The organism is Streptomyces lacrimifluminis (assembly GCF_014646095.1).
Classification (GTDB): Bacteria; Actinomycetota; Actinomycetes; order Streptomycetales; family Streptomycetaceae; genus Streptomyces; species Streptomyces lacrimifluminis.
In genome coordinates this window covers 192,148-214,379 of record NZ_BMMU01000014.1, presented here as the reverse complement: position 1 = coordinate 214,379, position 22,232 = coordinate 192,148, and the positions used below count along the sequence as shown (strand labels likewise).

The 22,232-nt window shown below is 70.6% G+C and carries 18 protein-coding genes and 2 pseudogenes; 7 read left to right on the top strand and 13 right to left on the bottom strand.

Going from position 1 to position 22,232, the window contains the following annotated elements:
• The first annotated feature begins 185 nt into the window (after positions 1–185).
• From IEY89_RS22100 to IEY89_RS22085, 4 genes and pseudogenes are all read left to right on the top strand, one after another.
• Positions 186–1,118: a PhzF family phenazine biosynthesis isomerase gene (locus IEY89_RS22100; RefSeq protein WP_189149184.1), complete on the top strand. Its 933-nt coding sequence runs from the start codon at positions 186–188 to the stop codon at positions 1,116–1,118.
• A 113-nt stretch (positions 1,119–1,231) separates the two neighbouring features.
• Entirely contained in the window at positions 1,232–2,998 is a 1,767-nt protein-coding gene (locus IEY89_RS22095) for a serine/threonine-protein kinase (protein WP_189149183.1), read from the top strand.
• A gap of 108 nt (positions 2,999–3,106) precedes the next feature.
• Positions 3,107–3,304, top strand: a pseudogene (locus IEY89_RS22090) (pyridoxamine 5'-phosphate oxidase family protein); the annotation flags it as partial.
• Between the two features lie 221 nt (positions 3,305–3,525).
• Positions 3,526–4,311, top strand: coding sequence for a carbonic anhydrase (locus IEY89_RS22085; protein ID WP_189149182.1), 786 nt, complete (start codon positions 3,526–3,528; stop codon positions 4,309–4,311).
• Between the two features lie 254 nt (positions 4,312–4,565).
• Here IEY89_RS22085 and IEY89_RS22080 read toward each other — a convergent pair whose 3' ends face one another.
• The 8 genes and pseudogenes from IEY89_RS22080 to IEY89_RS22050 form a co-directional block, all read right to left on the bottom strand.
• Positions 4,566–5,408 carry an SCO2400 family protein gene (locus tag IEY89_RS22080; RefSeq protein WP_189149181.1) on the bottom strand — a complete coding sequence of 281 codons (843 nt, stop codon included), beginning with the start codon at positions 5,406–5,408 and terminating at the stop codon, positions 4,566–4,568.
• A 308-nt stretch (positions 5,409–5,716) separates the two neighbouring features.
• A pseudogene (locus IEY89_RS40815) lies at positions 5,717–5,908 on the bottom strand (aldo/keto reductase); the annotation flags it as partial.
• Positions 5,909–5,926: 18 nt separating this feature from the next.
• Positions 5,927–6,811, bottom strand: a complete 885-nt coding sequence (locus IEY89_RS22075; RefSeq protein ID WP_189149180.1) for an amidohydrolase family protein — start codon at positions 6,809–6,811, stop codon at positions 5,927–5,929.
• Between the two features lie 38 nt (positions 6,812–6,849).
• Positions 6,850–7,197, bottom strand: a complete 348-nt coding sequence (locus IEY89_RS22070; RefSeq protein ID WP_189149179.1) for an L-rhamnose mutarotase — start codon at positions 7,195–7,197, stop codon at positions 6,850–6,852.
• Positions 7,194–9,209, bottom strand: a complete 2,016-nt coding sequence (locus IEY89_RS22065; protein WP_189149178.1) for a DUF8034 domain-containing protein — start codon at positions 9,207–9,209, stop codon at positions 7,194–7,196. The genes IEY89_RS22070 and IEY89_RS22065 overlap by 4 nt, the downstream gene beginning before the upstream one ends.
• A gap of 104 nt (positions 9,210–9,313) precedes the next feature.
• Entirely contained in the window at positions 9,314–10,225 is a 912-nt protein-coding gene (locus IEY89_RS22060) for a carbohydrate ABC transporter permease (protein WP_229695358.1), read from the bottom strand.
• 52 nt (positions 10,226–10,277) lie between these two features.
• Complete coding sequence (locus tag IEY89_RS22055; protein ID WP_189149177.1) at positions 10,278–11,192, bottom strand: carbohydrate ABC transporter permease; 915 nt, start codon at positions 11,190–11,192, stop codon at positions 10,278–10,280.
• Complete coding sequence (locus IEY89_RS22050; protein WP_189149176.1) at positions 11,189–12,550, bottom strand: ABC transporter substrate-binding protein; 1,362 nt, start codon at positions 12,548–12,550, stop codon at positions 11,189–11,191. The genes IEY89_RS22055 and IEY89_RS22050 overlap by 4 nt, the downstream gene beginning before the upstream one ends.
• Before the next feature lie 342 nt (positions 12,551–12,892).
• On the opposite strand from IEY89_RS22050, the gene IEY89_RS22045 reads away from it, so the two are divergent.
• Entirely contained in the window at positions 12,893–13,690 is a 798-nt protein-coding gene (locus tag IEY89_RS22045) for a FadR/GntR family transcriptional regulator (protein WP_189149175.1), read from the top strand.
• 342 nt (positions 13,691–14,032) lie between these two features.
• On the opposite strand, the gene IEY89_RS22040 is transcribed toward IEY89_RS22045, so the two are convergent.
• Entirely contained in the window at positions 14,033–14,602 is a 570-nt protein-coding gene (locus IEY89_RS22040) for a TetR/AcrR family transcriptional regulator (protein WP_189149174.1), read from the bottom strand.
• Positions 14,603–15,172: 570 nt separating this feature from the next.
• On the opposite strand from IEY89_RS22040, the gene IEY89_RS22035 reads away from it, so the two are divergent.
• Positions 15,173–16,195: a DNA-directed RNA polymerase subunit alpha gene (locus tag IEY89_RS22035; protein ID WP_189149173.1), complete on the top strand. Its 1,023-nt coding sequence runs from the start codon at positions 15,173–15,175 to the stop codon at positions 16,193–16,195.
• A 155-nt stretch (positions 16,196–16,350) separates the two neighbouring features.
• Here IEY89_RS22035 and IEY89_RS22030 read toward each other — a convergent pair whose 3' ends face one another.
• The 4 genes from IEY89_RS22030 to IEY89_RS22015 are packed head-to-tail and all read right to left on the bottom strand — an operon-like array spanning position 16,351 to position 20,754.
• The gene (locus IEY89_RS22030; RefSeq protein WP_189149172.1) at positions 16,351–17,325 is read right to left on the bottom strand and encodes a PDR/VanB family oxidoreductase; all 975 of its coding nucleotides are present in this window, start codon (positions 17,323–17,325) and stop codon (positions 16,351–16,353) included.
• A gap of 19 nt (positions 17,326–17,344) precedes the next feature.
• The gene (locus IEY89_RS22025; RefSeq protein ID WP_189149171.1) at positions 17,345–18,535 is read right to left on the bottom strand and encodes an acetyl-CoA C-acyltransferase; all 1,191 of its coding nucleotides are present in this window, start codon (positions 18,533–18,535) and stop codon (positions 17,345–17,347) included.
• A gap of 34 nt (positions 18,536–18,569) precedes the next feature.
• Positions 18,570–19,175 (bottom strand): histidine phosphatase family protein, encoded by a 606-nt coding sequence (locus IEY89_RS22020; protein WP_189149170.1) that lies wholly within the window; start codon positions 19,173–19,175, stop codon positions 18,570–18,572.
• A gap of 40 nt (positions 19,176–19,215) precedes the next feature.
• On the bottom strand, positions 19,216–20,754 hold the full coding sequence (locus IEY89_RS22015) for an AMP-binding protein (protein ID WP_189149169.1): 1,539 nt from the start codon (positions 20,752–20,754) through the stop codon (positions 19,216–19,218).
• A 193-nt stretch (positions 20,755–20,947) separates the two neighbouring features.
• On the opposite strand from IEY89_RS22015, the gene IEY89_RS22010 reads away from it, so the two are divergent.
• Complete coding sequence (locus IEY89_RS22010) at positions 20,948–22,192, top strand: acyl-CoA dehydrogenase family protein (RefSeq protein WP_189149168.1); 1,245 nt, start codon at positions 20,948–20,950, stop codon at positions 22,190–22,192.
• Positions 22,193–22,232: the final 40 nt, after the last annotated feature.

Here is a 22,232-nt window from a genome sequence, read left to right as displayed (position 1 = left end):
TGCCCGCGCTGCCCGCGCTGCCCGCGCTGCCCGCGCTGCCCGCGCTGCCCGCGTTCCGCGGGTCGTGGGCTTCCGGGGAGGGGTGACGGTGGCGTGGGCGCTCCTGACCGCGACCCGGGCTGTGCCGCGTCGCTCGCCACCGGTGTCCGGGAACAGCGATGGCCCCGTCCCGTGTTGCCACGAGCATGACGACGAACACGCCGAGGCCCGAGGTGCTGCGTTACACCGCCTTCTCCACTTCCCCCGCCGGCGGAAACCCCGCCGGCGTTGTGCTGGACGCCACCGGCCTGGACGACAGCGACATGCTGGCCATCGCCGCCGACCTCGGATACTCGGAGTCCGCGTTCCTGACCGCGCCGCCGGAGGGCCTGGGAGGCCAGGAGGGCAGGGCGTACAGCATCCGCTACTTCAGTCCCAGGGCCGAGGTGCCGTTCTGCGGGCACGCGACCGTCGCGACCGCTGTCGCTCTCGCCGAGCGCCGGGGCCCCGGAGAGCTGGTGTTCGCCACCCGCGCCGGCATCGTGCCGGTGGTGGTGACCGAGGAGGGTGGGACGCTCCGCGCCACGCTGACCAGCGTCGAGCCGCAGATCGAGGAGATCGCCGACGCCGACCTTGCGGAGGCACTGGCCGCGCTCGACTGGCCGGCCGCCGATCTCGACCCTGCCTTCCCGCCCCGCATCGCCTTCGCCGGAGCCCGCCATCTCGTTCTCGCGGCGGCGACACGCGCCCGCCTCACGGATCTCGCGTACGACTTCGAGCGCCTCGAAGCCCTGATGCACCGCTTGGACCTGACCACGACCCAGTTGGTGTGGCGGGAGTCGGCAACCGTCTTCCACGTCCGTGACCCGTTCCCCGTCGGCGGCGTCGTCGAGGACCCGGCGACCGGCGCGGCAGCCGCCGCGTTCGGGGCGTACGCCCGTGAGCTCGGTCTGGTCCCCGAGGACACCGTCCTCACCCTGCACCAGGGCGAGGATCTGGGCCGCCCCGGCGAACTCACGGTGACACTGCGGGAGGGTGACCCGCGTGTCCGGGTCGGTGGCGCGGGAACGCGCATCGGCCCACGTGCCGGCCATGACGGCGCTGCGGGCCCGGGCAATCTTGCCGCGAAGCGCAAGTAACGGAGCAACGTCCTTGCTCCGAACGCCAGTTGGGGTGGGTTCGCAGCGATCGGCCGCAGGTGACGGTGGGCACCGCTCGAACGGTGTCGGTGACGGCGTTTAGGCTCCCGTGCATGAGTGAGGCAGACAGAGGCACCGGGCGACGGGTTGTCGACGGGCGCTTCGAGTTGGAGGCCCGTCTCGGCGGAGGCGGGATGGGGACCGTCTGGCGGGCCAGGGACGTGGTGCTCCACAGGCTCGTGGCGGTCAAGGAGGTCCGCCCGCCCGACCGGGACCTCGCCGAGTACGACCCCGAGGGCGCGCGCCTGCTGCGCGAGCGGGTGCTGCGTGAGGCCCGGGCCCTGGCCCGGATCGACCACCCGAACGTCGTCACCATCCACCACATCGTCGACGGGGGTGAGGGCACCTACCCGTGGATCGTGATGGAACTGGTCAGCGGCGGCTCGCTGGCCGACCGGCTGGCCCGGGCGCCGATGACGCCGGCCGAGGCGGCGCGGACCGGCCGGGGAGTGCTGGCCGCGCTCACCGCGGCACACGACGCCGGTATCGAGCACCGGGACGTCAAGCCCGCCAACGTACTCCTGCGGCCCGACGGGCGCCCGGTGCTCACCGACTTCGGCATCGCCGCGATCCGCGAGGCGACCAGCCTCACCGCCACGGGCTCCATCATCGGCACGGCCGACTTCATGGCACCCGAGCGCATCTCGGGGCACGAGGGCGGTGCCGCCTCCGACCTGTGGTCGCTGGCGATGATGCTGTACACCGCCGTGGAGGGCCACCACCCGCTGCGCCGGGGCACCACCCTGGCCACCCTCGCCGCGGTCCTCCACGACGAGGTGCCACCGCCGGTACGGGCCGGTGACCTCGGTGAGGTGCTGATGGGCGTCCTGGTGCGAGACCCTGCGGCGCGGCCGTCCGCCGCGGTGCTGGACCGGCAGCTGGCCGAGATCGAATCGGCTCCGTTCGACTCCACGGCATCGAGGGACGAGCCCACCTCCTACCCGCTGGGCCCGCCGTCCGCCCCCTCGGCACCTTCAGACCCGCGTACCTCCGCTGGGCCCGCCGGGTACTTCGCGCACGGTGGGGCTCCTGTCGCGCCGACCACTCCTGGTCGCTTTGCCGCTGTCGATGCGGTGCCTGCGGCCGTTCCGGCCGGGTTCGGGCCGCCGCCGGTCCTCCCCGGGCCGATCACGCTCCAGCCGATGACGGCACCCGTACCGGCGGCCCGCCGACGCGCCCCTGGCCCGAGGGTCCTGTGGGGAGTCTCGGGAGTTTCGCTCGCCGCCGCCCTCGTGTGGTGGCTGCTGCCTGTCGGAGGCGACTCGGGTGACGCGGACGCGGGCGCCTCGGAATCCACGACGTCCACCCCGGCCCCGCAGCCGACCACGGCCACCCCCGCGGCCCAGCAGTCAAAGGAGGCCCGGACCGCCACGCTGCTCACCCCGACCGGCATCCGCACCGCGATCAAGGAACTGGAGAAGGCGACAGGCCGGGACAGGTTCGGCCACTTCGCCGTGTACGAGGACTACGCCATCGCCCGGTTGATGGTCGACGGCAGCAACACCAAGTACGACTCCTACACCTACCGCCGGGGCGAGGACGTACAGAAGCAGATCATCAGCGGTTCCCTGACCGGTGGCGACCAGCCGATCGGTCTCGCCGGCTTCGACTGGGACAAGGTTCCCGCGCTCCTGAAGGAGGCGGAGAAGAAGCTGAACGTCGACGTTCCGAAATTGCGCTACATGTTGCTGAAGCTGCCCAACGACACCTTCGACACACCGGCCGGACTGGCCGTCTACCTGAGTGACGACTACGGGTCCGGCTTCCTGGAGGCGGACCCCCGGGGCAGGGTGACCAGGGTGTTTCCCGCCGAGGACTAGGTCGGCTCGGCGGGAACGCCCAGGACGCGGCCGTCGTCCTCCGGCCGGGGCCGGTCCTCCGTGTGCCCGGGACCGTCGGCCCTTCGCTCCTGCCTCCCGCCCGGCGCACGCCGGCCCCTTCCCGCGGTCCTTCCGGTCGACTTCGGCCTGGACGACGACGCCGCGGTGCTGCTGCGCACGTCCGCGGACTCGGAGCCGGTGCGCGCGGTCGACGGGTCGGTGGCTGCCTTCGAGGCCGACGCGGACACCCATTCCGGCCGGAGCGTCGTCGTCACCGGCTCGGCCGCCGTGGTGACCGACCCCACCGGGCACGCACTCCAGCCACCCCCTGATCGACACGTAAGTGCCCATGGGCATGCCCCTCTCATTACCGGACGCGCGTTCGGTAGTGGAGAGCCGCGTACCCCTTGGGTGATCGAGTCCCTGTCAAGGGATTCTCCCGGAGCCGCCAAGAAAGCTTCAACGTTTGATCATGAATCAGCAATTCGAACAGGGAGGGGAGTTATGTCGGACGTACGTTCCCTTCCGTGAACTCTGATCCAGCACCCCACAGTGCCGTCCACTCGCAGCGGACGGCATCCGTCGCCCCGGTCTCCGGCGTGACACCCCCCGCTCGGCGCTCACTTCTGCGCGCCGCGCTCACCGGGACCGCCGTTCTCGGCGCCGGCCTGGCCGTCGGCGCCGAACCCGCGGCCGCCGTACCCCCCACCGCCACTCCGCGAAAGCGGCCCACCACCGCAGAGGAGGCTCTGCGGGAGCTGTCCGCGGGCAACCGCCGCTGGCGCACCCTCCGGCAGCAGCATCCCGACGAGTCTCCCGCCGTCCGACAGGCGCTGACGACCGGTCAGCACCCCTTCGCTCTCGTCCTTGGCTGCATCGACTCCCGAGTACCTCCGGAGGTGGTCTTCGATCAGGGCCTCGGCGATCTGATGACCATACGCAGCGGGGGGCAGGTCCTCGACGAGGCCGTGCTCGGCAGCCTCGCGTACGGCGTGCTCGAACTGGGGATCCCCCTGCTCATGGTGCTCGGCCACCAGTCGTGCGGAGCAGTGAAGGCCACGGTCCAGGCGGACTTGTCGGGCGAGGAACTGCCCGCGCACATCCAGTACCTGGCCGACCAGATCAGCCCGGCCATCGATCGCGGCAAGACGGGCGACGCGCGCGTCGACGCGACGATCGACGCCAACATTCGGCTCATACGGGCACGGCTCGCGGCGGAGCCCGACCTCGCCGCGAAGGTGGACTCGGGCGCCCTGACCATCGTCGGCGCCCGCTACGAGCTGACCACCCAGCGAGTGCACCGCATCAGCTGACCGTCGTACGCACGGGAGTCGGCCGCGGTGGACAGCCCCCCGCGGTCGGCTCCCCCGGTCTCGACTCGGCCGCCGACGCCTGTGCGTCGATGGGCGAAGTCATCAGGCGCGGTGGTCGAGCCCGGTTTCATCCACCTGGCCACACCCGACGCCTCCACCGCGCCAGGTTGCCGACCACGTCGCGTTTCTCAGGGCATGACCGAGCCCGAACCGGTGGCGGCCGACACGGGCCGGGTCCGTCTCCGTGCGCGGGATCAGCTGATGCACACCAGGCCGAGCACACAGAGCTCTGAGGGCGACGAGGTGGACGGGGGCGTCGGGGAGGACTCGGACGGCGAGGGAGTCGCCGCCGATGTGTCCGTGTCCGAGGTCGAGGTGCCGGTGCCGTCGGCGGCCGGGGGTGTGGGCGTGGCCGTGGTCTCCGGAGCGGTGTCCGTGGCATCGGACATGGTGGAGGCCGCCTGCGACGCGGGCGAGGCCTTCACCGCGGTCAGCGGAACCCGGACGCTCTTCTGCTGGATCACCTGTGTCGCCGGCGTGGCCCGGGGGGCGGCGGCCTGTTCGCGCGGCACGTCGGCCGTGGACGACCGGGTGGCGGACGAAGTGTGCTTGGCCCGGTGCGGGTCGGTCGGGGTGGAGGAGACGGGGGTGGGCTCCGTGACCTGCTCCTCCGCGATCCCCATGGGTTCCCTGTCCGGCGCGGAGGCCGCCTGCGTTCGGTCCGGGGCCTGGCGGTTCAGTGAGGACACGGTCATCCCTCCGCCGACCAGGGCGACCGCGGTGGCGACCAGGGCCTTGCGCTGCGTCTTCTTCCAGCGCTCCCGCTGACGGCGCCGCGCCGCCCGCCCCTGAGGCGCGGGGGCGGGAGCGTCCGCACTGTCGTACGGGTGTTCCTGCGGGGTCTGGTCGCATTCCTCGGCGCCGGAATCCGTCTCGTTCCACAGGTGGACAGGGGCTTGCCGCGCTGCCGCGCCCGTCGCGGTGGCCGGTGCGGGCGTTCCGTCGGCGAGAGGAGCGATGTCGGGGGCGTAGGCGCCGCATCCGGGGCACACGAGGGCGCCGTTGAGATGCCGACAGCACGTGGAGCAGTAGTCCATCTACGATCTTCCTGTGTTCACTCTCGCACGGGTGAGCGAGCCGGGAGCAAACGTAGCGAGGCATTCGAGAGTGTGTGTGCAGCCTGTGTGACACTCCTGCGCAGATGCGTCCGGGGCGGACCCGCCGTAGACACATCTGCGCACCACTTTCTGCTGGTTGTCCCGCTTTTGCCGGGACGCCTGTACCGGTGACGGACATCGCGCACTCGCCCCGCGAGTGTTGTCACCGGGCGGGCGGCTCCTGGGTGCCGCTTCCGGTCGGGACGTCGGGCCTGATCAGCCCTTGGCACCGGAGTTCGTCCCAGAGTTCCTGGGGGCTGGCGCCCGCGGGAGAGGAGCCCGGAGTTGAAGACGCCGACCGCGACCACGCTCCTGCCCAGTTCCTGGGCCGTGGGGAGCAGGCCGTCGAGGGCGGACTGGCTCATGCCCGCGCCGATGGCGCCGATGATGCCTTGGTCTCGGAGGGCGGCGCGTGTGGGCATGGGTTCGTCGGCGGCCTGTAGCGCGGACGGCGATCGTCAGCGGGGGGTGGGAAGGCGGTAGAAGGCGGTCGCCGTGCCGGCGAGGAGCGCGTGGATCTCGTACTCGGCACAACCGGTGAGGAGTTCGTCCACGGTGGCTGCCCAGCGGTTCCAGCCGCCCGCGAGGTTGGCGACCGGCCAGTCGGAGCCGAACATCAGCCGGTCCGGTCCGAAGGCGGTGAGCAGGACGTCCCAGACGGGGCGGATGTCGGTGGTGGTCCAGGTGTCGTGATCGGCCTCGGTGATCAGTCCCGAGAGCTTGCAGACCACCTGCGGGTGTGCGGCCAGCTGCTGCAACTGGCTTCGCCAATCCGCCAGTTCGCCCTGGGCGATGGGTGGTTTGCCCGCGTGGTCGAGCACCTGTGGCAGCTCGGGAAACCGTTCGGCCAGCAGAATCGCCTGGTCGAGCTGGTGGCTGCGGACCAGTACGTCGTAGGAGAGCCCGCGGTCCCTGACCGTCGCCAACCCTCGCTCCACGTCAGGGCGTTGCAGCCAGCGAGGGTTCATCTCCCCCTGGACGAGATGGCGCAGGGAACGCAGACGGTCGCCGCCGGGCCCGGCGAGCAGCCGGTCCAGCGTCTCGCCGATCGCCGGGGAGGTCAGGTCGGCCCAGCCGACCACGGCCCCGATCAGCGGCTCCTGCTCCGCGAGGACGAGCAGGTCCTCGGTCTCGGGCACCATCGGCATGCACTGCACGACCACCGTGCTGTGCAGATGACGGCCCGCGATCGGGGCGGTGGCGGTGGAGCGCAGGTCGCCGGGGGTGAAGGTACGGCTGATCGATGCCAGGTCGGGATCGTCGAGCCAGGGCTGCGGACGCCGGTCGAGATCCCACAGATGGTGGTGGGCGTCGATGAGGACGGGGGTGGGGGTGGAGGTCACGGCGGGCTCCAAGTCGGGTCGGTCCGGCGCGGGCCGGGTCAGACGGTGGTGTCCCCGCCTGGCGGGTGGAGATGCCAGATCTCGGAGAGTTCCGTCCACTGGCGCGAGTCGCCCCGGTCGGGCCAGGGTTCCTGGCACGGGTCGGTGAGTTTCCACCACTGCTGGGTCTCGGGGTCGGCCTCCAAAGCGGCCATGTCTGCCTCGAAGTCGTCGCCGTGGTACTCGAGGTAGGCGAACAGCACGTCACCGCCCAGGAAGATGCCGAAGTTGCGGATCTGCGCCCGGTGCAGGGCCGCTTCGACGCCGGGCCAGACGGCGGAGTGCAGGTCGAGATACTCCTGCCGGTGCTCGGGACGGAGCCTGATGGTCTGGGCGAGGCGTTTCATGCCGGGTGCTCCTCCGTGGCCGAGGAGGGCTCGTGGGCCGGGGTGTCGAACGGGGTGCGGTAGCTGGGGGTGTTGGTGCGCAGGCGCAGCCGCAGGACGAGCCGGATGCGGGTGGACGCTGGCAGCCGTACGGTCAGGAAGGCGCTGTCGCAGGATGTCTCCGCCTCGGTGACGACCGGCTCGGTGTGGCCGTAGTCGTACATGTCACCGATCCAGCCGTCGTCCGCGCAGGTCGTGTACCGGACGGCGGTGATGGTGTGCTCGGCGAAGGCGCCTGCCTGGACGATCACCGTGCGGTCCGTCTCGGGGGCGAGGTTGACCAGTTCCACGGTGGTCGCCTCGGGGGCGATGGAGGTGACCAGTGCGGCCACGTCCGGCGGCAGGCCGGCGCGGCGGGTCTCGGCGTCGTGGTAGCGCAGCCGGGCCTGCTGCAGGCCGCCGTTGTACAGCACCTGGGGGCCGCCCCAGGTCAGCTGGACCAGGGCCTCGGTGGCCACGGGGTTGCACTGCTGCCACACGTGGATGTCGGCCTCGGGCACGTCCAGGTCGCGGTAGCGGTCGATGCGCCTGAGGCGGTGGCGGATCTGGGCCTGGGCGGTGGCGAGGATACGCTCCGGGTAGTCGGGGTCGTCGCCGGCGAGGAAGGCGAACCACGCCTTCTCGTGTCCGGACTCCTCCTTGGAGCGGAACGGCCGGACGGTGCGCCAGTCGATTCCGCTGGCCTCGCGCAGCCCTTCCAGCCGGGCGCGGTCGGTGTCGGAGGCCGTGTGGTGCCACAGTGCGACAGGTACGGGCGCGGTCGCCGGGTTGTAGTCGAACCAGCCCGAGTCGTTGTGCCGGAACGGCAGGTGCAGCGTGGGTGTGTGGGCGTCCGGGCCGAGTTCGGCCACCCATTTGGAGCGCAGGCTGGAGTCCGCCTCCGTGTGGGGCATCACCTTGCCGCGTTCGATCAGGGCGTCGAGCGAGGTCGCGACCATGGAGAGGTGGTCGTCGTCCCCGGTGACCGTCGCCGCCGCGAGGGCCGCCACGCAGGCCGCGTGGCCGACGCTGTGCCAGCCGTGCGGCCAGGACCAGCCGTAGTGGCCGCCGTACCAGCGGCCCTCCAGCAGGCTGCCGACGGTTCCGTCCGGGCCGGCGTTGTCCGGGACGATCCCGTCGTTCGCCCGTGTGCGCTCGTGCCACACGCCCACGTACTCGACGATCCAGTCGCGGTAGCGCGCGTCGCCGGACAGGATCCAGGCGTTGAGGACCAGTCCCGCCGCGGCGAGATTGACCGCGGTGTCGCCGACGGCCATCCGGTCCCGCATCTGCGGGCCGAGACGCGGATCCGCGGAGAGCGGGAACGGCCCGCCGTCCGCCTCGGGGATCCACTCGAGCGGAAACCCGTAGGTCTCGGCCTCCTTCAGCAGCCAGGGATAGACGTCGCCGTCGAACAGGCCCTGACGGCCGGGGTCGCTGCCGTTGTGCGGGCGGGTGATGACGCGGTGTTCGGGGTCGTAGTTGTCCTTGGCCGGGTCGACGTACAACTCGGCGAACCGCAGGGCGCGTTCGGACCAGCGCTCGGGGGCGGCCATGCACAGGAAATAGAGCAGGAGCAGGCTCTCGCCCTGGTGGAACCAGTCGTAGCCGCGTTCGTACTCGTCCCGCAGCATGTCCAGTTCGGTGAGCTGCCGGGTCACGCCCTCCCAGTGTTTCTCACTGGCGGGCAGCAGATCGTCGGCGCCGCCGAGGAGGTACAGCTGCGGCCAGTTGAAGAACACTTCGTAGAAGTCGTCCACGCCGTCGCGGGTGGTGAGCCGGCCGGTGTAGTTCAGACGTCCGTCCGGGCCGGTGAAGTCGCGGGCGAAGCGGCGCCAGGCGTGGTCGAGCAGGTCGAACAGGGCCCGCTGGGACACGGCCCAGCCGGGTGGTTCGAGCACCGGCACGCTGGCCTGGATGTCGGGCGGCGCGGCCGGGCGGGCGGGGGCCGGAGCGTCCTCACCCGAGGCGCGGTCGGAAGAGCTGAAGGGCATGGGAAGGATCTCCGTTCGGGGTGGTGGCGGGGTGCGCACGCAGGGAACGACCGCTGGGCGGAAGGGACCGGCCCGGGGCGTGGGGAGGAGGGCGTTGGCGGGGCCTACTCCTTGGTGGCTCCGGCGAGCATCCCGCTGACCAGGAAGCGCTGGGCGAACAGGAAGACGACCAGTACCGGTGTGATGGCGATCAGCGTGGCCAGCGCCAGCTGCGGGCGCTCGATCGCGGTTGTACCCACGGCCGGGTTGAACGACGGCACGTTGCTGAGCAGGCTTCCGACGCCCACCTGGATCGGCATCTGGTCGCTCTCGGGCAGCATCACGTAGGGCAGGAAGTAGTTGGTCCAGTTGGCGACGAAGCTGAAGAAGCCCACGAGTGCGATGACCGGGGTCGCCAGCGGCAGCGCGATGTGCCGGAAGACGCCGAACTCCGAGCAGCCGTCCATCCGCGCAGCCGCCAGCAGGTCGTTCGGCACGGCGGTGGTGAAGTAGATGTACGTCAGGTACACGCCGAACGGGTAGAACGAGTACGGCAGGATGATCGACCACATCGTGCCGATCAGGTGCACCGCGTTGATCTCCAGGAACAGCGGCACCACCAGTGTCGCGGTCGGCATGAGCATCACGACCAGCGTCGAGACGAGCAGCGTGTGCCGGCCGCGGAACTCGGTCATCGCCAGGGCGTACCCCGCCGGGACTGCCACGCAGAGGGTGATGGCCAGCGATATCACCGCGTAGAGCGTGGAGTTGCCGAGCCACTGCATGATGGCGTTGTCCTGGAACGCCGTGAGGGCGTCCCAGTTGGCCCTGAGGGTGTGCCAGGAGCCGAAGGACAGCGGGCTGCCGTGGACGAGTTGCTGGTCGGTCTTGGTCGCCGCGAGGACGAGCCACAGCACCGGCAGCACGAAGAACACCATGAACACGGCCAGCAAGGACCCGATCAGCAGGCGGGGCGCGAGGCGACGCGGGGAGCGGGAGCACCGCCGCTCGGAGACCTGGTCGTGCGTTCGGCCCATGACGCCTGGCTCCCGTTCCGTGCGGGGTGTGATGGCCGGTCCGGCGGGGGTCCTAGTCGGCATCGAAGAACCCCGACCGTGCGACGAAGACCGCGGCTGCCGACACGCTGACGACCAGGAGCTCCACCGAGACCGCGGCGGCGCCGTTGATGTTGTTCATCTGGAAGGCGAAGTCGTACGTCAGCTGGTTCAGCGAGTAGTCGCGTCCGGCGACGCCCACGCTGGCGAGGGAGAGCAACTGCGGTTCCACGAACAGCTGGGCGCCGCCCGCGAAGGCAAGGATCACCATGTACACGATCCACTTGCGGAGCATGGGGATCTGCACCCGCCAGGCTGTCTGCCAGGCGCTCGCGCCGTCGATGCGCGCGGCTTCCATGACGTCCCTGGGGATGTTGTTCAGCGCGCCGTAGATGACGACGATCCAGCCACCCGCACCGGTCCAGAACGCGATGATCGTGAACAGCAGCGGCAGATTGCCGGGTGCGATGACCTCACCGAAGGTGTCGAATCCCAGCAAGCCCAGCAGGGAGCTGACCGGGCTCACCGCCGGGTCGAGCATGAACAGCCACACCAGCACGCTCGCGGCGCCGGCGAGGGCTCCGGGGATGTAGAAGAGGAAACGCAGGGACTTGCTGACGGCGCCCGAGGCGAGACGGTGCAGCAGCAGCGCCAGGGCCACCACGAACACCACGAGCGAGACCAGCCAGAAGAGGAGGTACAGCGCGACATGGCCGACGGCGTCCATGAAGCGGAAGTCCTGTGCCGTGGTGAGGAAGTTGGTGAAGCCGCTGAAACCGCCCCCGGCGTCGGTGAAGGCGAAGTAGACGGCGTACCCGGTCGGCAGGATGCCGAACGCGATCAGCAGAAGCACGTAGCCGGCGACGAAGGCGACGCCGGCGCGGCTCTGCCGGGCGACGCCGTGAGGGCGTCGGTGGGCAGAGCCGGCCGAGGGACGGGCGGCGGTCACTGGGAGACCTTGTATCCGTTGGACTGGGCGTACTTGGTGATGGAGTTTTGCCAGGCGGGCAGCATCGAGACGATGGACTTGCCCTGGGTGATGCCGGGCTTGACGGTGGCGGCCCAGATGGCCTCCTGGCTGAACTGGCCCGAGCCCCACTTCGGCCAGACCTGGGACGAGGCGTCCTTGAGTGCGCTCAGGTCACTGGCGAAGTAGCCGGAGGCGTTCTGCCCCTTCAGCCAGGCCTCGGCCGCGGGTGCGTAGGCCGGGTAGCCGGGGGCCTTCTCGCCCTGGTAGGCGTTGTCGGTGGTGACCCACTTCAGGAAGTCGGTGGCCGCCTTGATGTGGGTGGAGTGCTGGGACAGCAGCCAGGTGCCGCCGCCGACGTTGCCGGTGGAGGGCGAGCCGTCTCCCTGCCACTGCGGGAGGGGAGCCGCCGCGATCTGCTTGGCCGGCGTCTTGAGGGTGTCCCGGAAGACCGCGCCGCCGAACCAGGCAGGGCCCGGCATGAGCAGGACCTTGTCGGCCTGGTTCTTGCCGAAGTCGGTGCTGAAGACGCCGCTGATGGACATGGACCTGTTCTTGATCAGCACGTCCAGCAGCTTGGCCATCCTGGTGCAGGCCTCACTGGTGGTGTTCACCGTGACGGACTTGGGCCCGGTGATGTCATTGGCGCCGCACTTGCTCGCCCACAGGTAGATCTCGGGGGTGAAGGAGTCACCGGCGTCGCCGACGAGGAACCCGGGATGCTCCTTGGCGACCTTCTGACCGAGCTGCTGGTACTCCTCCCAGGTCGTCGGCACCGTGTAGCCGAACTGCTTCAGCAGCGGCGCGTTGTACCAGAGCACCGCCTGGGAGAGGTCGTTGCGCAGGCAGTAGACGGTGCCGTCGACCGTGCAGACGTCGTTGGCGCCCTTCGCGAACTGCCCCAGGGTGGCAGAGTCGACCAGACCCTTGTTCAGGGGTGCGGCGAAGCCGGCGTCGACCGCCCAGCTGACCTCGTTGTTCTGGGAGCTGAAGACGACGTCCGGCCAGCCCTTGCCGGTGCGGTTGAAGAGCTGGACCTTGGTCTGGAGGTAGTTCGAGCCGTTGGCGTTGCCGTCGTAGCTGACGATGTCCAGCTTCACCTCCGGGTGCAGCTTCTGGTACAGCTTCGCGGCGTCCATGCGGGTCGCGTCCACCCAGACGGTCAACGCGCCGTCCTTCTGCGGCGCCTGGGCGAAGCCGTCCTTGTCGGTCGTACCGGCCGTGCCTCCGCCACAGGCGGAAACGGTCAGCAGCACCGTGGCAGCGCACCCGGCCAGCGAAGCCGAACGTCTGCGGCTGACGGCTCTCTGCTGGCTGGACGAAGGCTTGTTGACGGTCATGAGTGACTCCACTGAGTGCGCATGGATGGGGTGACGCCGAGCCGTCCCGGGCGGGCGTCGGGCGCTGAAGGCGACGGGACCAACGCCTCCGCGGAAGAAATTAGCCGCCTTATTGATGGGTTCGTCAAGGGGTTGTGCAGCGTTCTTTTGGCGGGGTTATGGGCACTGGCGCAAGAGTTGAGTGACTTTATGCACCATAAGTCGCTTATTTTCTCACCACTTCACGGGCTTACGGCGGGAGCATCTGAAGAATGAGTAGGACTTATTGTTGGCTGAGGTACGATAAGTGAGGCTCACCAGCGATCAGTCGCGTTCGCCGCAGTCATCCCGGAGGCAGCACAGATGAACGACACGCCAGCGACCCAAGAGGCCTTGCCGGCGCAGCCCCTTCCCGTTGCGGCAGCAGCGGTGAACGGCTCGAGCGAGCGGCGTGACTACCGCCCCGGGTACGAGATCGTGGCGGAGCGGATCCTCGAGTACATCGCCGAGGCGCGGATGGTGGCGGGTGACCGGCTGCCCACGGAGATCGATCTGGCCCAGACGCTGAACACCAGCAGGGCGGTGGTGCGGGAAGCCGTGAAGATCCTCTCGGCGCTCGGCCGGGTGCGGGCCCACAAGGGGCGAGGGCTGTTCGTCGCGGACGACGAGGGAATGCTCATCACCAGCCGGTGGGGAGGTTTCTTCCGTCCCGTGGACATCGACCACGTCCTGATGCTGTTCGAGTTCCGCAGGGTCCAGGAGATGGCCGCCGGCAGCCTCGCGGCCACCCGTGCCACGCCTTCCGAGCTGCGCACCATCGAGGTCGCCATGCAGCAGTGCCGGCACGGGTTCGTCCACGGCCAGGTCGACGTCTTCAACCAGGCTGACGACGACTTCCACGCGGCCGTGACCGCCGCCTCGCACAACACCTTCCTCGCCAGCGCCGTGCGTGACGCGCGCCGGCTGCAGCGGCAGTCCAGCGCCATCGGCATCCACGACACGCTGGGCGAGAACACCGGATTCGCTGTCGAGGAACACGAGGCGATCTACCGGGCCATCCGCGACGGCCGCCCCGAGGAAGCCGCCGAGGCCACCGCGGCACACCTCGACAGGACCCTGGAGGACTATCGGCGTGAGATCCAGCGGCGCCTGTTCGGATAACCCTGGTCGACCCGTACGCCGTCGCGGAGCGAGGCGAGGAACTCACGGGTGAGGGTGATGACGTTCCCCGCGTTGTTCAGCGCGGAGACCCTGGCGCACTGCTTGCTGGTACGGGGTCCGGTCGAGCGGGCGTGCTGTGGGCGCGGGGTGGGAGTTTCGCGGTGCCTGCGGAGAGCGGTGCGCGCGGCCGGCCCGGGTGCGTCCCTGGGGCGCTCCCGTCGTGGATGCGGGGCGTCCCTCGTGGCAGTCGCAGGGAAAGCGTGGAGCCGATGGGGGTGCTTCGGCCGCCGGTGGCGGGCGTCGGCCCGGAGGGCGTGGCCATCGGGGTGGCGTGAAAGGGGGTCAGTGGAGGTCGGCCGCATCGAGGAGGACGGCCACGGTGGGTGCCACGAGTCCGGTCAGGCTGTCGGCCCTGATCCCCGCACGGGCGCTGGCGCCGTCGAAGACCAGGCTGAGCTGGCGGGACAGCAGGTCGGGGTCGCTCGCCCCACCCCGTTCCGCCTCGGCACGGAAGAACGCCGTCAGGTTCGCCTTGACCCTATGGGCCACCCGGCTCGCGGGGTGGTTCTGGTCCTTGAGCTCGATCTGAACGGCCAGGTACCGGCAGCCATGGAACTCGGCCGCACCTGCCTGCGACTCCACCTGTTCGAAGACATGCAGGATCCGCTCGCGGGGTGACCGGCCGTCGTCCGGCGCGGGCAGAAGGGTCGCCGCGAAGTCGGAGGCACGTTCCTCCAGGCTCGCTGCCAGCAGCTCGTCCTTGCTCTCGAACAGCTGGTACAGGGAGCGCTTCGACACCCCCGCCGCCTTGCACAACGCCTCGACGCCGATATCGACGCCGTCCCGGTAGGTGAGCGTGGCCGCCGCCCCCAGTAGCCGCTCTCTGGTGCTTGGCTTCGCCTCGGTGGCCATGCTGTGAGGTCAACCGACCCGGACGTGGTGAAAACCGATCGGTTTCTCGGTGTGCGGTGGGAGGGCCACGTGCACGGTTCGGACGGCCAGAGGGTTTCTTCCGGTCCGGGAGGAAGCGCACGAGGGCGGCACGGTTGCGCTGCGGTCCGTACGGGGCCTGCCCTCCTGCTGTCCCTCGGCTGCTGTCCCTCGGCGTTTCGAGCGCGCTCCCGTCCCTGCGACTCCGCCCGAACGGAGGAATCCTTCGGGAACTCCGGCTGGTGCTGGAAGGCCGGAGCTGCCGTGCCGGCGGATGTCCGTCGGCGTTCTGGGCGGACGTGTGAGCCTCCCGCGCCATGACAGCAACCCCCTGAACAGGGATTTCGTGCCGTCGTCCGCGCCCGGCGGCTGTTCCGTCATGGCCCGGAACGCCTTGCGCGCGGCGGTCGGCAGGGAGGCCCGGAGCCTCCTCGCCGGCTCGGGGCACGTTCCGTTGGACCCCCGTGGAGACTGCGGGGCCTCTGGCGCCCGTACCCTTTCTATGTCTACGGCGTCACATAGCGGGCGCCTAACCACTGGAGGCAACACCCCGTGCTGATTGCTCAGCGTCCATCCCTGACCGAAGAAGTCGTCGACGAGTTCCGCTCGCGGTTCGTCATCGAGCCGCTGGAGCCGGGCTTCGGCTACACCCTCGGGAACTCTCTGCGCCGTACGCTCCTCTCCTCGATCCCGGGTGCGGCGGTCACGTCCATCCGTGTCGACGGCGTTCTGCACGAGTTCACCACCGTGCCGGGCGTCAAGGAGGACGTCACCGACCTGATCCTCAACATCAAGCAGCTGGTCGTCTCCTCGGAGCAGGACGAGCCGGTTGTGATGTACCTGCGCAAGCAGGGCCCGGGCATCGTCACCGCCGCCGACATCGCGCCGCCGGCCGGTGTCGAGGTGCACAACCCCGACCTCGTCCTCGCCACGCTCAATGGCAAGGGCAAGCTGGAGATGGAGCTGACCGTCGAGCGCGGTCGCGGCTACGTCTCCGCCGTGCAGAACAAGCAGGTCGGTCAGGAGATCGGGCGTATCCCGGTCGACTCGATCTACTCGCCGGTTCTGAAGGTCACGTACAAGGTCGAGGCCACGCGTGTCGAGCAGCGCACCGACTTCGACAAGCTGATCGTCGACATCGAGACCAAGCAGGCCATGCGTCCCCGTGACGCCATGGCGTCGGCCGGTAAGACGCTCGTCGAGCTGTTCGGGCTCGCCCGCGAGCTCAACATCGACGCCGAGGGCATCGACATGGGCCCGTCCCCGACGGACGCCGCCCTCGCCGCCGATCTGGTGCTGCCGATCGAGGAGCTCGACCTCACCGTCCGTTCGTACAACTGCCTGAAGCGCGAGGGCGTCCACTCGGTGGGCGAGCTCGTCGCCCGCTCCGAGGCCGACCTGCTGGACATCCGCAACTTCGGTGCGAAGTCCATCGACGAGGTCAAGGCGAAGCTGGCCGACATGGGCCTGGCCCTGAAGGACAGCCCGCCCGGATTCAACCCGACCGCCGCCGCCGACGCCTTCGGTGCGGACAACGACGCGGACGGCGGCTTCGTGGAGACCGAGCAGTACTGAACACCGCGCCACCAGGCCCGTCACTCCGGTTCCGGTCTCGGACCGGGTGCACGGGTCGGCGCGGAACCTTCATAAGGGCCTCCCCTGCCAGGCCGGGGTAGTGCCCGACCGAAGGGGTACGGGGGTGCCCTGGTCGTCGCTGGACGCGATCGGCGTCACAGATCGAGGACCAGGCGCCCCCCGTACGAGCGGGAGACACAGATGAGCATGGTGTCTCCGGCGGCCTGCTCGTCCTCGGTCAGCAGCGAGTCACGGTGGTCGGGCTTGCCGTCGAGTACGTCGGTCTCGCAGGTGCCGCACGTGCCTTCCCGGCAGGAGAAGCCGACCGCGATCCCGGCCTCCTCGACGGTTTCGAGTACCGAGCGGTCGGCCGGCACGGTGAGGGTGAGTCCGGATCGGGCGAGCTCCACCTCGAACACCTCGGCCGGGGCCCCCTTCCCGGCCGTCCGGGCCGGGGCGAACCGCTCGACGCCCAGCGTGCCGGGCGGCCAGCCCGCACACCGGTCCTGAACCGCTTGCAGCAAGGGTTCGGGACCACAGGCGTGCACCAGCGTGTCCTCCTCGGGCGCGCCGACGTACGCGCCGAGGTCCAGCAGGCCGTACTCGTCCTGTGGCCGGACGAGGACACGCTCCCCGTACGGGGCGAGGCGGTCCAGGAACGCCATGGAGGTCCGCGTACGGCCGCCGTACAGCAGACGCCAGTCGGCTCCCGCGGCCTCGGCGGCCTCGACCATGGGCAGGATGGGCGTGATGCCGACGCCCCCGGCGATGAACAGCTGGCGGGCGGCGGGCCGCAGCGGAAAGTTGTTCCGCGGTCCGCGGACCCGCACGGTGGCGCCTTCGCGCAGCCGGTCGTGGACGTAAGCCGAGCCGCCCCGGCTCTGCGGCTCCCGCAGCACGGCGATCTGCCAGGCCGCGCGTTCGGCCGGGTGCCCGCACAGGGAGTACTGACGGATCAGGGTGCCGCCGTCTGCGCCGTCCAGGAGTACGTCGATGTGCGCGCCCGGTGTCCAGGCGGGCAGTGCTCCGCCGTCGGGTCGGCGCAGGGTGAGGGAGACGACGCCGTCCGCGGCGAGGGTGCGTGCCGCCACCGTGAGGGTCGTCGGGGCCGGGGGCAACTGGTCGTTCATGATGGTTCAGCTCCTGGATTCAGGTCCGCGTCGGTACGTGCAGCAACAGGGCGTCGCCCTGGCCGCCGCCCCCGCACAGGGCAGCCGCTCCGCTGCCGCCTCCCCGCCGCCGCAGTTCCGCCGCGAGGGTCAGCACCAGCCTGGCGCCGGTCATGCCGACCGGGTGCCCGAGCGCGATGGCTCCGCCGTTGACGTTCACCTTGTCGAGTGGGATGCCCAGCTCCCGTACGGAGGCCAGGGCCACTCCGGCGAACGCCTCGTTGATCTCGAACAGCTGCAGATCGGCGGTTTTCAGTCGGCTGTCCCGGGACAGGGCGTCGCGGACCGCGCCGGCCGGCTGAACGAGCAGCGAGGGATCGGGGCCGGCGACCGTGCCGTAGGCGCCGATCTCGGCGAGCGGCGTCAGGCCCTCGCGCCGGGCGCGCTCCGCACTCGTCACGACGACGGCCGCGGCGCCGTCGGAGAGTTGTGACGAGTTGCCCGCGGTGATGGTGCCCGCACCGGAGAACGCCGGCTTGAGGCGCGCCAGACTCTCGGAGGTGCTCCCCGGCCGTACGCCCTCGTCGGCGTCCACCACCGTCTCGCCCCCGCGTCCGGTGAGGGTGACGGGGGTGATCTCCTCGCCCAGCGCGCCCGACTCCTGGGCGCGGGCGGCCCGTTGGTGGGACAGCGCGCTGTACTCGTCCTGTTCCTCGCGGGTCAGGGCCAGCGGCCGCTGATAGCGCTCGGTGGCCGCGCCCATGGAGACGCCGTCGAAGGCACAGATCAGGGCGTCGCGGTCGAGGGCGTCCTCGGCCGTGGCCGAGCCGTACTTCCAGCCGGTGCGTGCTCCGCGCAGCAGGTGCGGGGCGCCCGACATGGACTCCATGCCGCCCGCGACGACCACCTCGTGGCGGCCGGAGGCAACCATGAGGTCCGCCAGGGCGATGGCGTGCAGACCGGACAGACAGAGCTTGTTGACCGTGCTCGCGGGGACGGAGAACGGAATGCCGGCGCGGATCGCCGCCTGGCGTGCCGAGTTGGGGCCGGCCCCTGCCTGCACGACATGCCCCATGACGACGGCTTCCACGGCCGCCGGGTCCAGACGGACGGAGGCCAGTGCCGCGCCGATGGCGTGGGCGCCCAGGTCGACCGCGGACAGGGTCCTCAGGGCGCCCATCAGCTTGCCGACGGGTGTCCTGGAGCCGGCGACGATGACGGATCCGGGCATGACCGGAACCTCCTGGTTGGGTGTGGGGCGGATATCAGACGACCGCGTCGACGGCGCGTTCGGCGATCATGTGGGCCGTCTCGTTCACCGAGTGGAGAACGATCCGGCCGCCGGGCATGCGCCGCACCCGGCTGACGGAGGTGTAGCCGGGGTGGAACCAGAACATCGTGGGCAGGCCGAGCACCGTCGCCAGATAGGTGTTGGTGATGCCGCCGTGGCACACGACCGCGACCCGCCCACCCGGATGGGCGTCGAAGACGGTGTCCATGGCCCGCACGGCACGCGCCCGGAAGGCGTCCCAGTCGAGGTCGGGCACGAAGTCCTCGTAGCGTCCCTCGGCGAGCGCCGCCGCCCTGGGGTCGTCCGTCCCGATCTGCTCCGGTGGCGTGTAGGGCTGGGACACGTCCGTGTCCCACTCGCGCAGGTCGTCGAGGACGGTGGCGGTCATGGCGGTGAGGCGCTCCAGGGGCGCGGCCGTCTCGCGCGCACGTCGGAACGGGCTGGAGTAGAGGGCGTCGATGCCCTCGTGCGCGAGCCAGCGGGCGAGACGCTCGGCCTGAGCGGTGCCTTCCGGGGACAGGCTCGGGTCGAACACGCCCGCCATGGGGAGGCCGTGCCGGATGAGGAGGAGTTCGGTCATGGACGATCCTTCGTACGGGTGAGGGGGCGGGTGGGTCGGCTCAGCCGGCGATGGTCCGTTCCGAGCTCCAGTAGGGGCGGCGCATCGCGCGTTTGTCGAGCTTGCCCATCGCGTTGCGCAGGAGTTCGGGGACGAACTCGTAGGACTTCGGACACTTGTAGGCGGCGAGGTGCTCGCGGCAGAAACGGTCCAGCTCGTCGGCCGGCGGTTCGTCCCCCGCCGCCACGACCAGTGCCCGCAGCGACTCGCCGAAGTCCGGGTCGGGCACGCCGATCACCGCGAGTTCGACGACGGCCGGGTGCTGCCGCAGTACCGCCTCGCTCTCGGCCGGGTACAGGTTCACGCCGCCGGAGACCACGACGTCCGCGGCCCGGTCGGTGATGAAGATGTAGCCGTCCGCGTCGACATAGCCGATGTCGCCGAGCGTGAAGACGCCGGGGGAGAGATAGGCGGCCTTGGTCTTGTCCGGGTCCGCGTGGTAGCGGACGCCCTGGTCGTCGGGCGCCCGGAAAGCCAGCAACCCGCGTTCGCCGGACGGCAGTTGCCTGCCGTCGTCGTCCGTGACCAGGACCTCGAACGGGGGCCGGACCCGCCCGACCGAGCCCGGGTGTGCCAGCCACTCGGTGCTGCTGATACGGGCCACGGTGCCCGCCTCGCTGGCGCCGTACGACTCGGTCAGCACCGGACCGAACCAGTCGATCATGGCTCGCTTCACGTCCGGCGGACACGCGGAGCCGGTGTGGGAGACCTGCCGCAGGCTGGAGACGTCGTACTGGGCGCGGACCACCTCCGGGAGGGCGAGCAGCCGTTGGAAGTGGGTGGGCACCATCACGGTCGAGGTGACCTGCCAATTCTGCACCCGGCTGAGGAACGTCTCCGCGTCGTATCTGCCGAGGACGACCACCGGCTGACCGGCCGCCAGGTGGCGCAGTGAGGTCAGCGGCGCGTTGTGCTGGAGGGGGCCGCACACCAGGTGCGGTCCCGCCGGGAATCCGGGCCGGGCTGACATCGCGGCGAGATAGGCGGAGCTGTCGGCGACCGGGCTGCTGACCCAGCGCACCTCGGTGCCGCGCGCCCGCCCGGTGGTGCCCGAGGTGTAGACGAGCGGCGGCCGGGCGGGCCGGCCTGTCGGGATGATGCGCCTGGCTGGGGCGGCGGCCAGCCACAGCTCCCAGTCGAAGGCGTGCCCGGACTCCGGGGTTCCGTGCGTCACGACCGGCAGACCCAGCTCCCGGGCCGCGTCGAGGGCGGCCCCCGCGCCGGCGGGTCCGGCGATGATCCCGGTCACGCCAGCGTCGATGATCTGGTCCACGAGCTCGCCCGATGTGAGGCTCCGGGACGCGGCCACGGTCCCCACTCCGGCGCGCAGGCCCGCCAGATGGGCCACCAGCGTCGGAATCGCGTTGTCACCGAGGACGGCGATCCGGTCGTCGGGGCCGGGCGCGAACTCCAGCAGCCGAACCGCAGCCCGTGCCACCTGGTCGGCGAGGGCGGACCAGGACAGCACGCCCCGGTCGTCCGCCAGGGCGGGCTCGTCGGGGGCCTCCTGGGCGCGACGGTCGAGTGGCAGCAGCGACATGGCTCCTCCGGCGGCTCCGCGGGCCTCTCCCGATTCGAGGGGAGAGGGAATGCGGTGACTGTAGCGTTTATCAAGAAAGTACGGAACACTCTGACCCCAGACGGAGGTATACCCCCATGTTCCAGCGGGGTGAGCGCACGCAGCTCCTCCGCGTTACTGAATCTGTCGTCTGGTAAGTGACCGAGGAGGAGTCATGTCCCAGCCCGATCCGGACGCATGGCGCACACAGGTCCGGCAGTGGCTGGCCACCGTGCTCGAACCGGCGCGAGCACCTCGGGCCACCGCGGAGTCCGCCGACCTCGCCGTGTTCCACAACCTCCCCGAGGACGAGGAACGCCGGCTGCTGGAGCGCTGCCGCGTCTACCAGAGGGCCCGCTTCGACGCCGGATACCAGGCGCTGACCCTCCCCGCCGACAAGGGCGGCGCGGGCCTGACCGCCGCTCACGTGGCCGTCTTCGCCCAGGAGGAGTCCGCCTTCGAGGTGCCGCCGTCCACCGAACTCATCAGCGTCACCGTTCGGCTGGTCGCCATGGCCGTCTCCCTCTTCGGGACGGACGAACAACTCCGCGACCACGCCCGGGCGTTCCTGCGCACCGACCTGCTGGCCTGCCAGCTCTTCAGCGAGCCCGGTGCCGGATCCGACCTCGCGGGCGTGCGCACCCGCGCACGGCGGGACCAGGACGGCGACGCATGGGTGATCGACGGTCAGAAGGTGTGGACCTCGGGCGCCCAGTTCGCCGACTACGGTCTGCTGCTCGCCCGCACCGACCCGGACGTCGTCAAACAGGCGGGCATCACCGCTTTCCTGGTCCCGATGGACGCCCCCGGGGTGGAGGTGCGCCCCATCCGGCAGATGAGCGGCGGCGCCTCCTTCAACGAGGTGTTCCTCAGCGGCGTACGCGTCCCGGACCGGCTCCGGATCGGGCGCCCGGGCCAGGGCTGGGAGGTCGCCACCACCACCCTCGCCTTCGAACGGACCGCCTCCGGCAGCGGCAACCGCCGCAAGGGCGGCACCTTCACGGACGTACTGGCGCTCGCCCGCTCCCTCGACCGCACCTCGGACCCACTGGTCCGCCAGCGCCTCGCCGACCTGTACGTACGTGCCGCCCTGCGCGCGGCCACCGTCGACCGGGTCGCCAGGACCAGCGCCGCCGGCGGCCGACCGGGTCCGGAGGCGTCGTTGACCAAGCTCATGGCCTCCGACCTGCTCACCCGCACGGGACAGGTCGCCGCCGAGCTGATGGGGGCGCGCATCAGCGCCGACACCGGGGAACCCGGCACCTTCGGCTGGGCGCAGCATCTCCTCGGCGCCCCCGGCTACCGGCTGGCCGGAGGCACCGACCAGATCCAGCGCAACCTGATCGGTGAGCGAGTGCTGAAGCTGCCGCCGGAGCCACGGGTCGACCGGGCGCCCTTCTCGCAGCTTCCCGGCAACTGAGTGACCGGGACCGTTTCACCCCACACACCTTGCGACACAG

What these genes read in the sequence shown, in the direction of transcription:
- IEY89_RS22020 (WP_189149170.1), bottom strand. Translation starts at nt 19,175, where the DNA reads ATGACCGAACTCCTCCTCATCCGGCACGGCCTCCCCATGGCGGGCGTG.
- IEY89_RS22025 (WP_189149171.1), bottom strand. Translation starts at nt 18,535, where the DNA reads ATGCCCGGATCCGTCATCGTCGCCGGCTCCAGGACACCCGTCGGCAAG.
- IEY89_RS22080 (WP_189149181.1), bottom strand. Translation starts at nt 5,408, where the DNA reads ATGGACTACTGCTCCACGTGCTGTCGGCATCTCAACGGCGCCCTCGTG.
- IEY89_RS22010 (WP_189149168.1), top strand. Translation starts at nt 20,948, where the DNA reads ATGTCCCAGCCCGATCCGGACGCATGGCGCACACAGGTCCGGCAGTGG.
- IEY89_RS22040 (WP_189149174.1), bottom strand. Translation starts at nt 14,602, where the DNA reads ATGGCCACCGAGGCGAAGCCAAGCACCAGAGAGCGGCTACTGGGGGCG.
- IEY89_RS22065 (WP_189149178.1), bottom strand. Translation starts at nt 9,209, where the DNA reads ATGCCCTTCAGCTCTTCCGACCGCGCCTCGGGTGAGGACGCTCCGGCC.
- IEY89_RS22095 (WP_189149183.1), top strand. Translation starts at nt 1,232, where the DNA reads ATGAGTGAGGCAGACAGAGGCACCGGGCGACGGGTTGTCGACGGGCGC.
- IEY89_RS22015 (WP_189149169.1), bottom strand. Translation starts at nt 20,754, where the DNA reads ATGTCGCTGCTGCCACTCGACCGTCGCGCCCAGGAGGCCCCCGACGAG.
- IEY89_RS22060 (WP_229695358.1), bottom strand. Translation starts at nt 10,225, where the DNA reads ATGGGCCGAACGCACGACCAGGTCTCCGAGCGGCGGTGCTCCCGCTCC.
- IEY89_RS22030 (WP_189149172.1), bottom strand. Translation starts at nt 17,325, where the DNA reads ATGAACGACCAGTTGCCCCCGGCCCCGACGACCCTCACGGTGGCGGCA.
- IEY89_RS22100 (WP_189149184.1), top strand. Translation starts at nt 186, where the DNA reads ATGACGACGAACACGCCGAGGCCCGAGGTGCTGCGTTACACCGCCTTC.
- IEY89_RS22050 (WP_189149176.1), bottom strand. Translation starts at nt 12,550, where the DNA reads ATGACCGTCAACAAGCCTTCGTCCAGCCAGCAGAGAGCCGTCAGCCGC.
- IEY89_RS22045 (WP_189149175.1), top strand. Translation starts at nt 12,893, where the DNA reads ATGAACGACACGCCAGCGACCCAAGAGGCCTTGCCGGCGCAGCCCCTT.
- IEY89_RS22070 (WP_189149179.1), bottom strand. Translation starts at nt 7,197, where the DNA reads ATGAAACGCCTCGCCCAGACCATCAGGCTCCGTCCCGAGCACCGGCAG.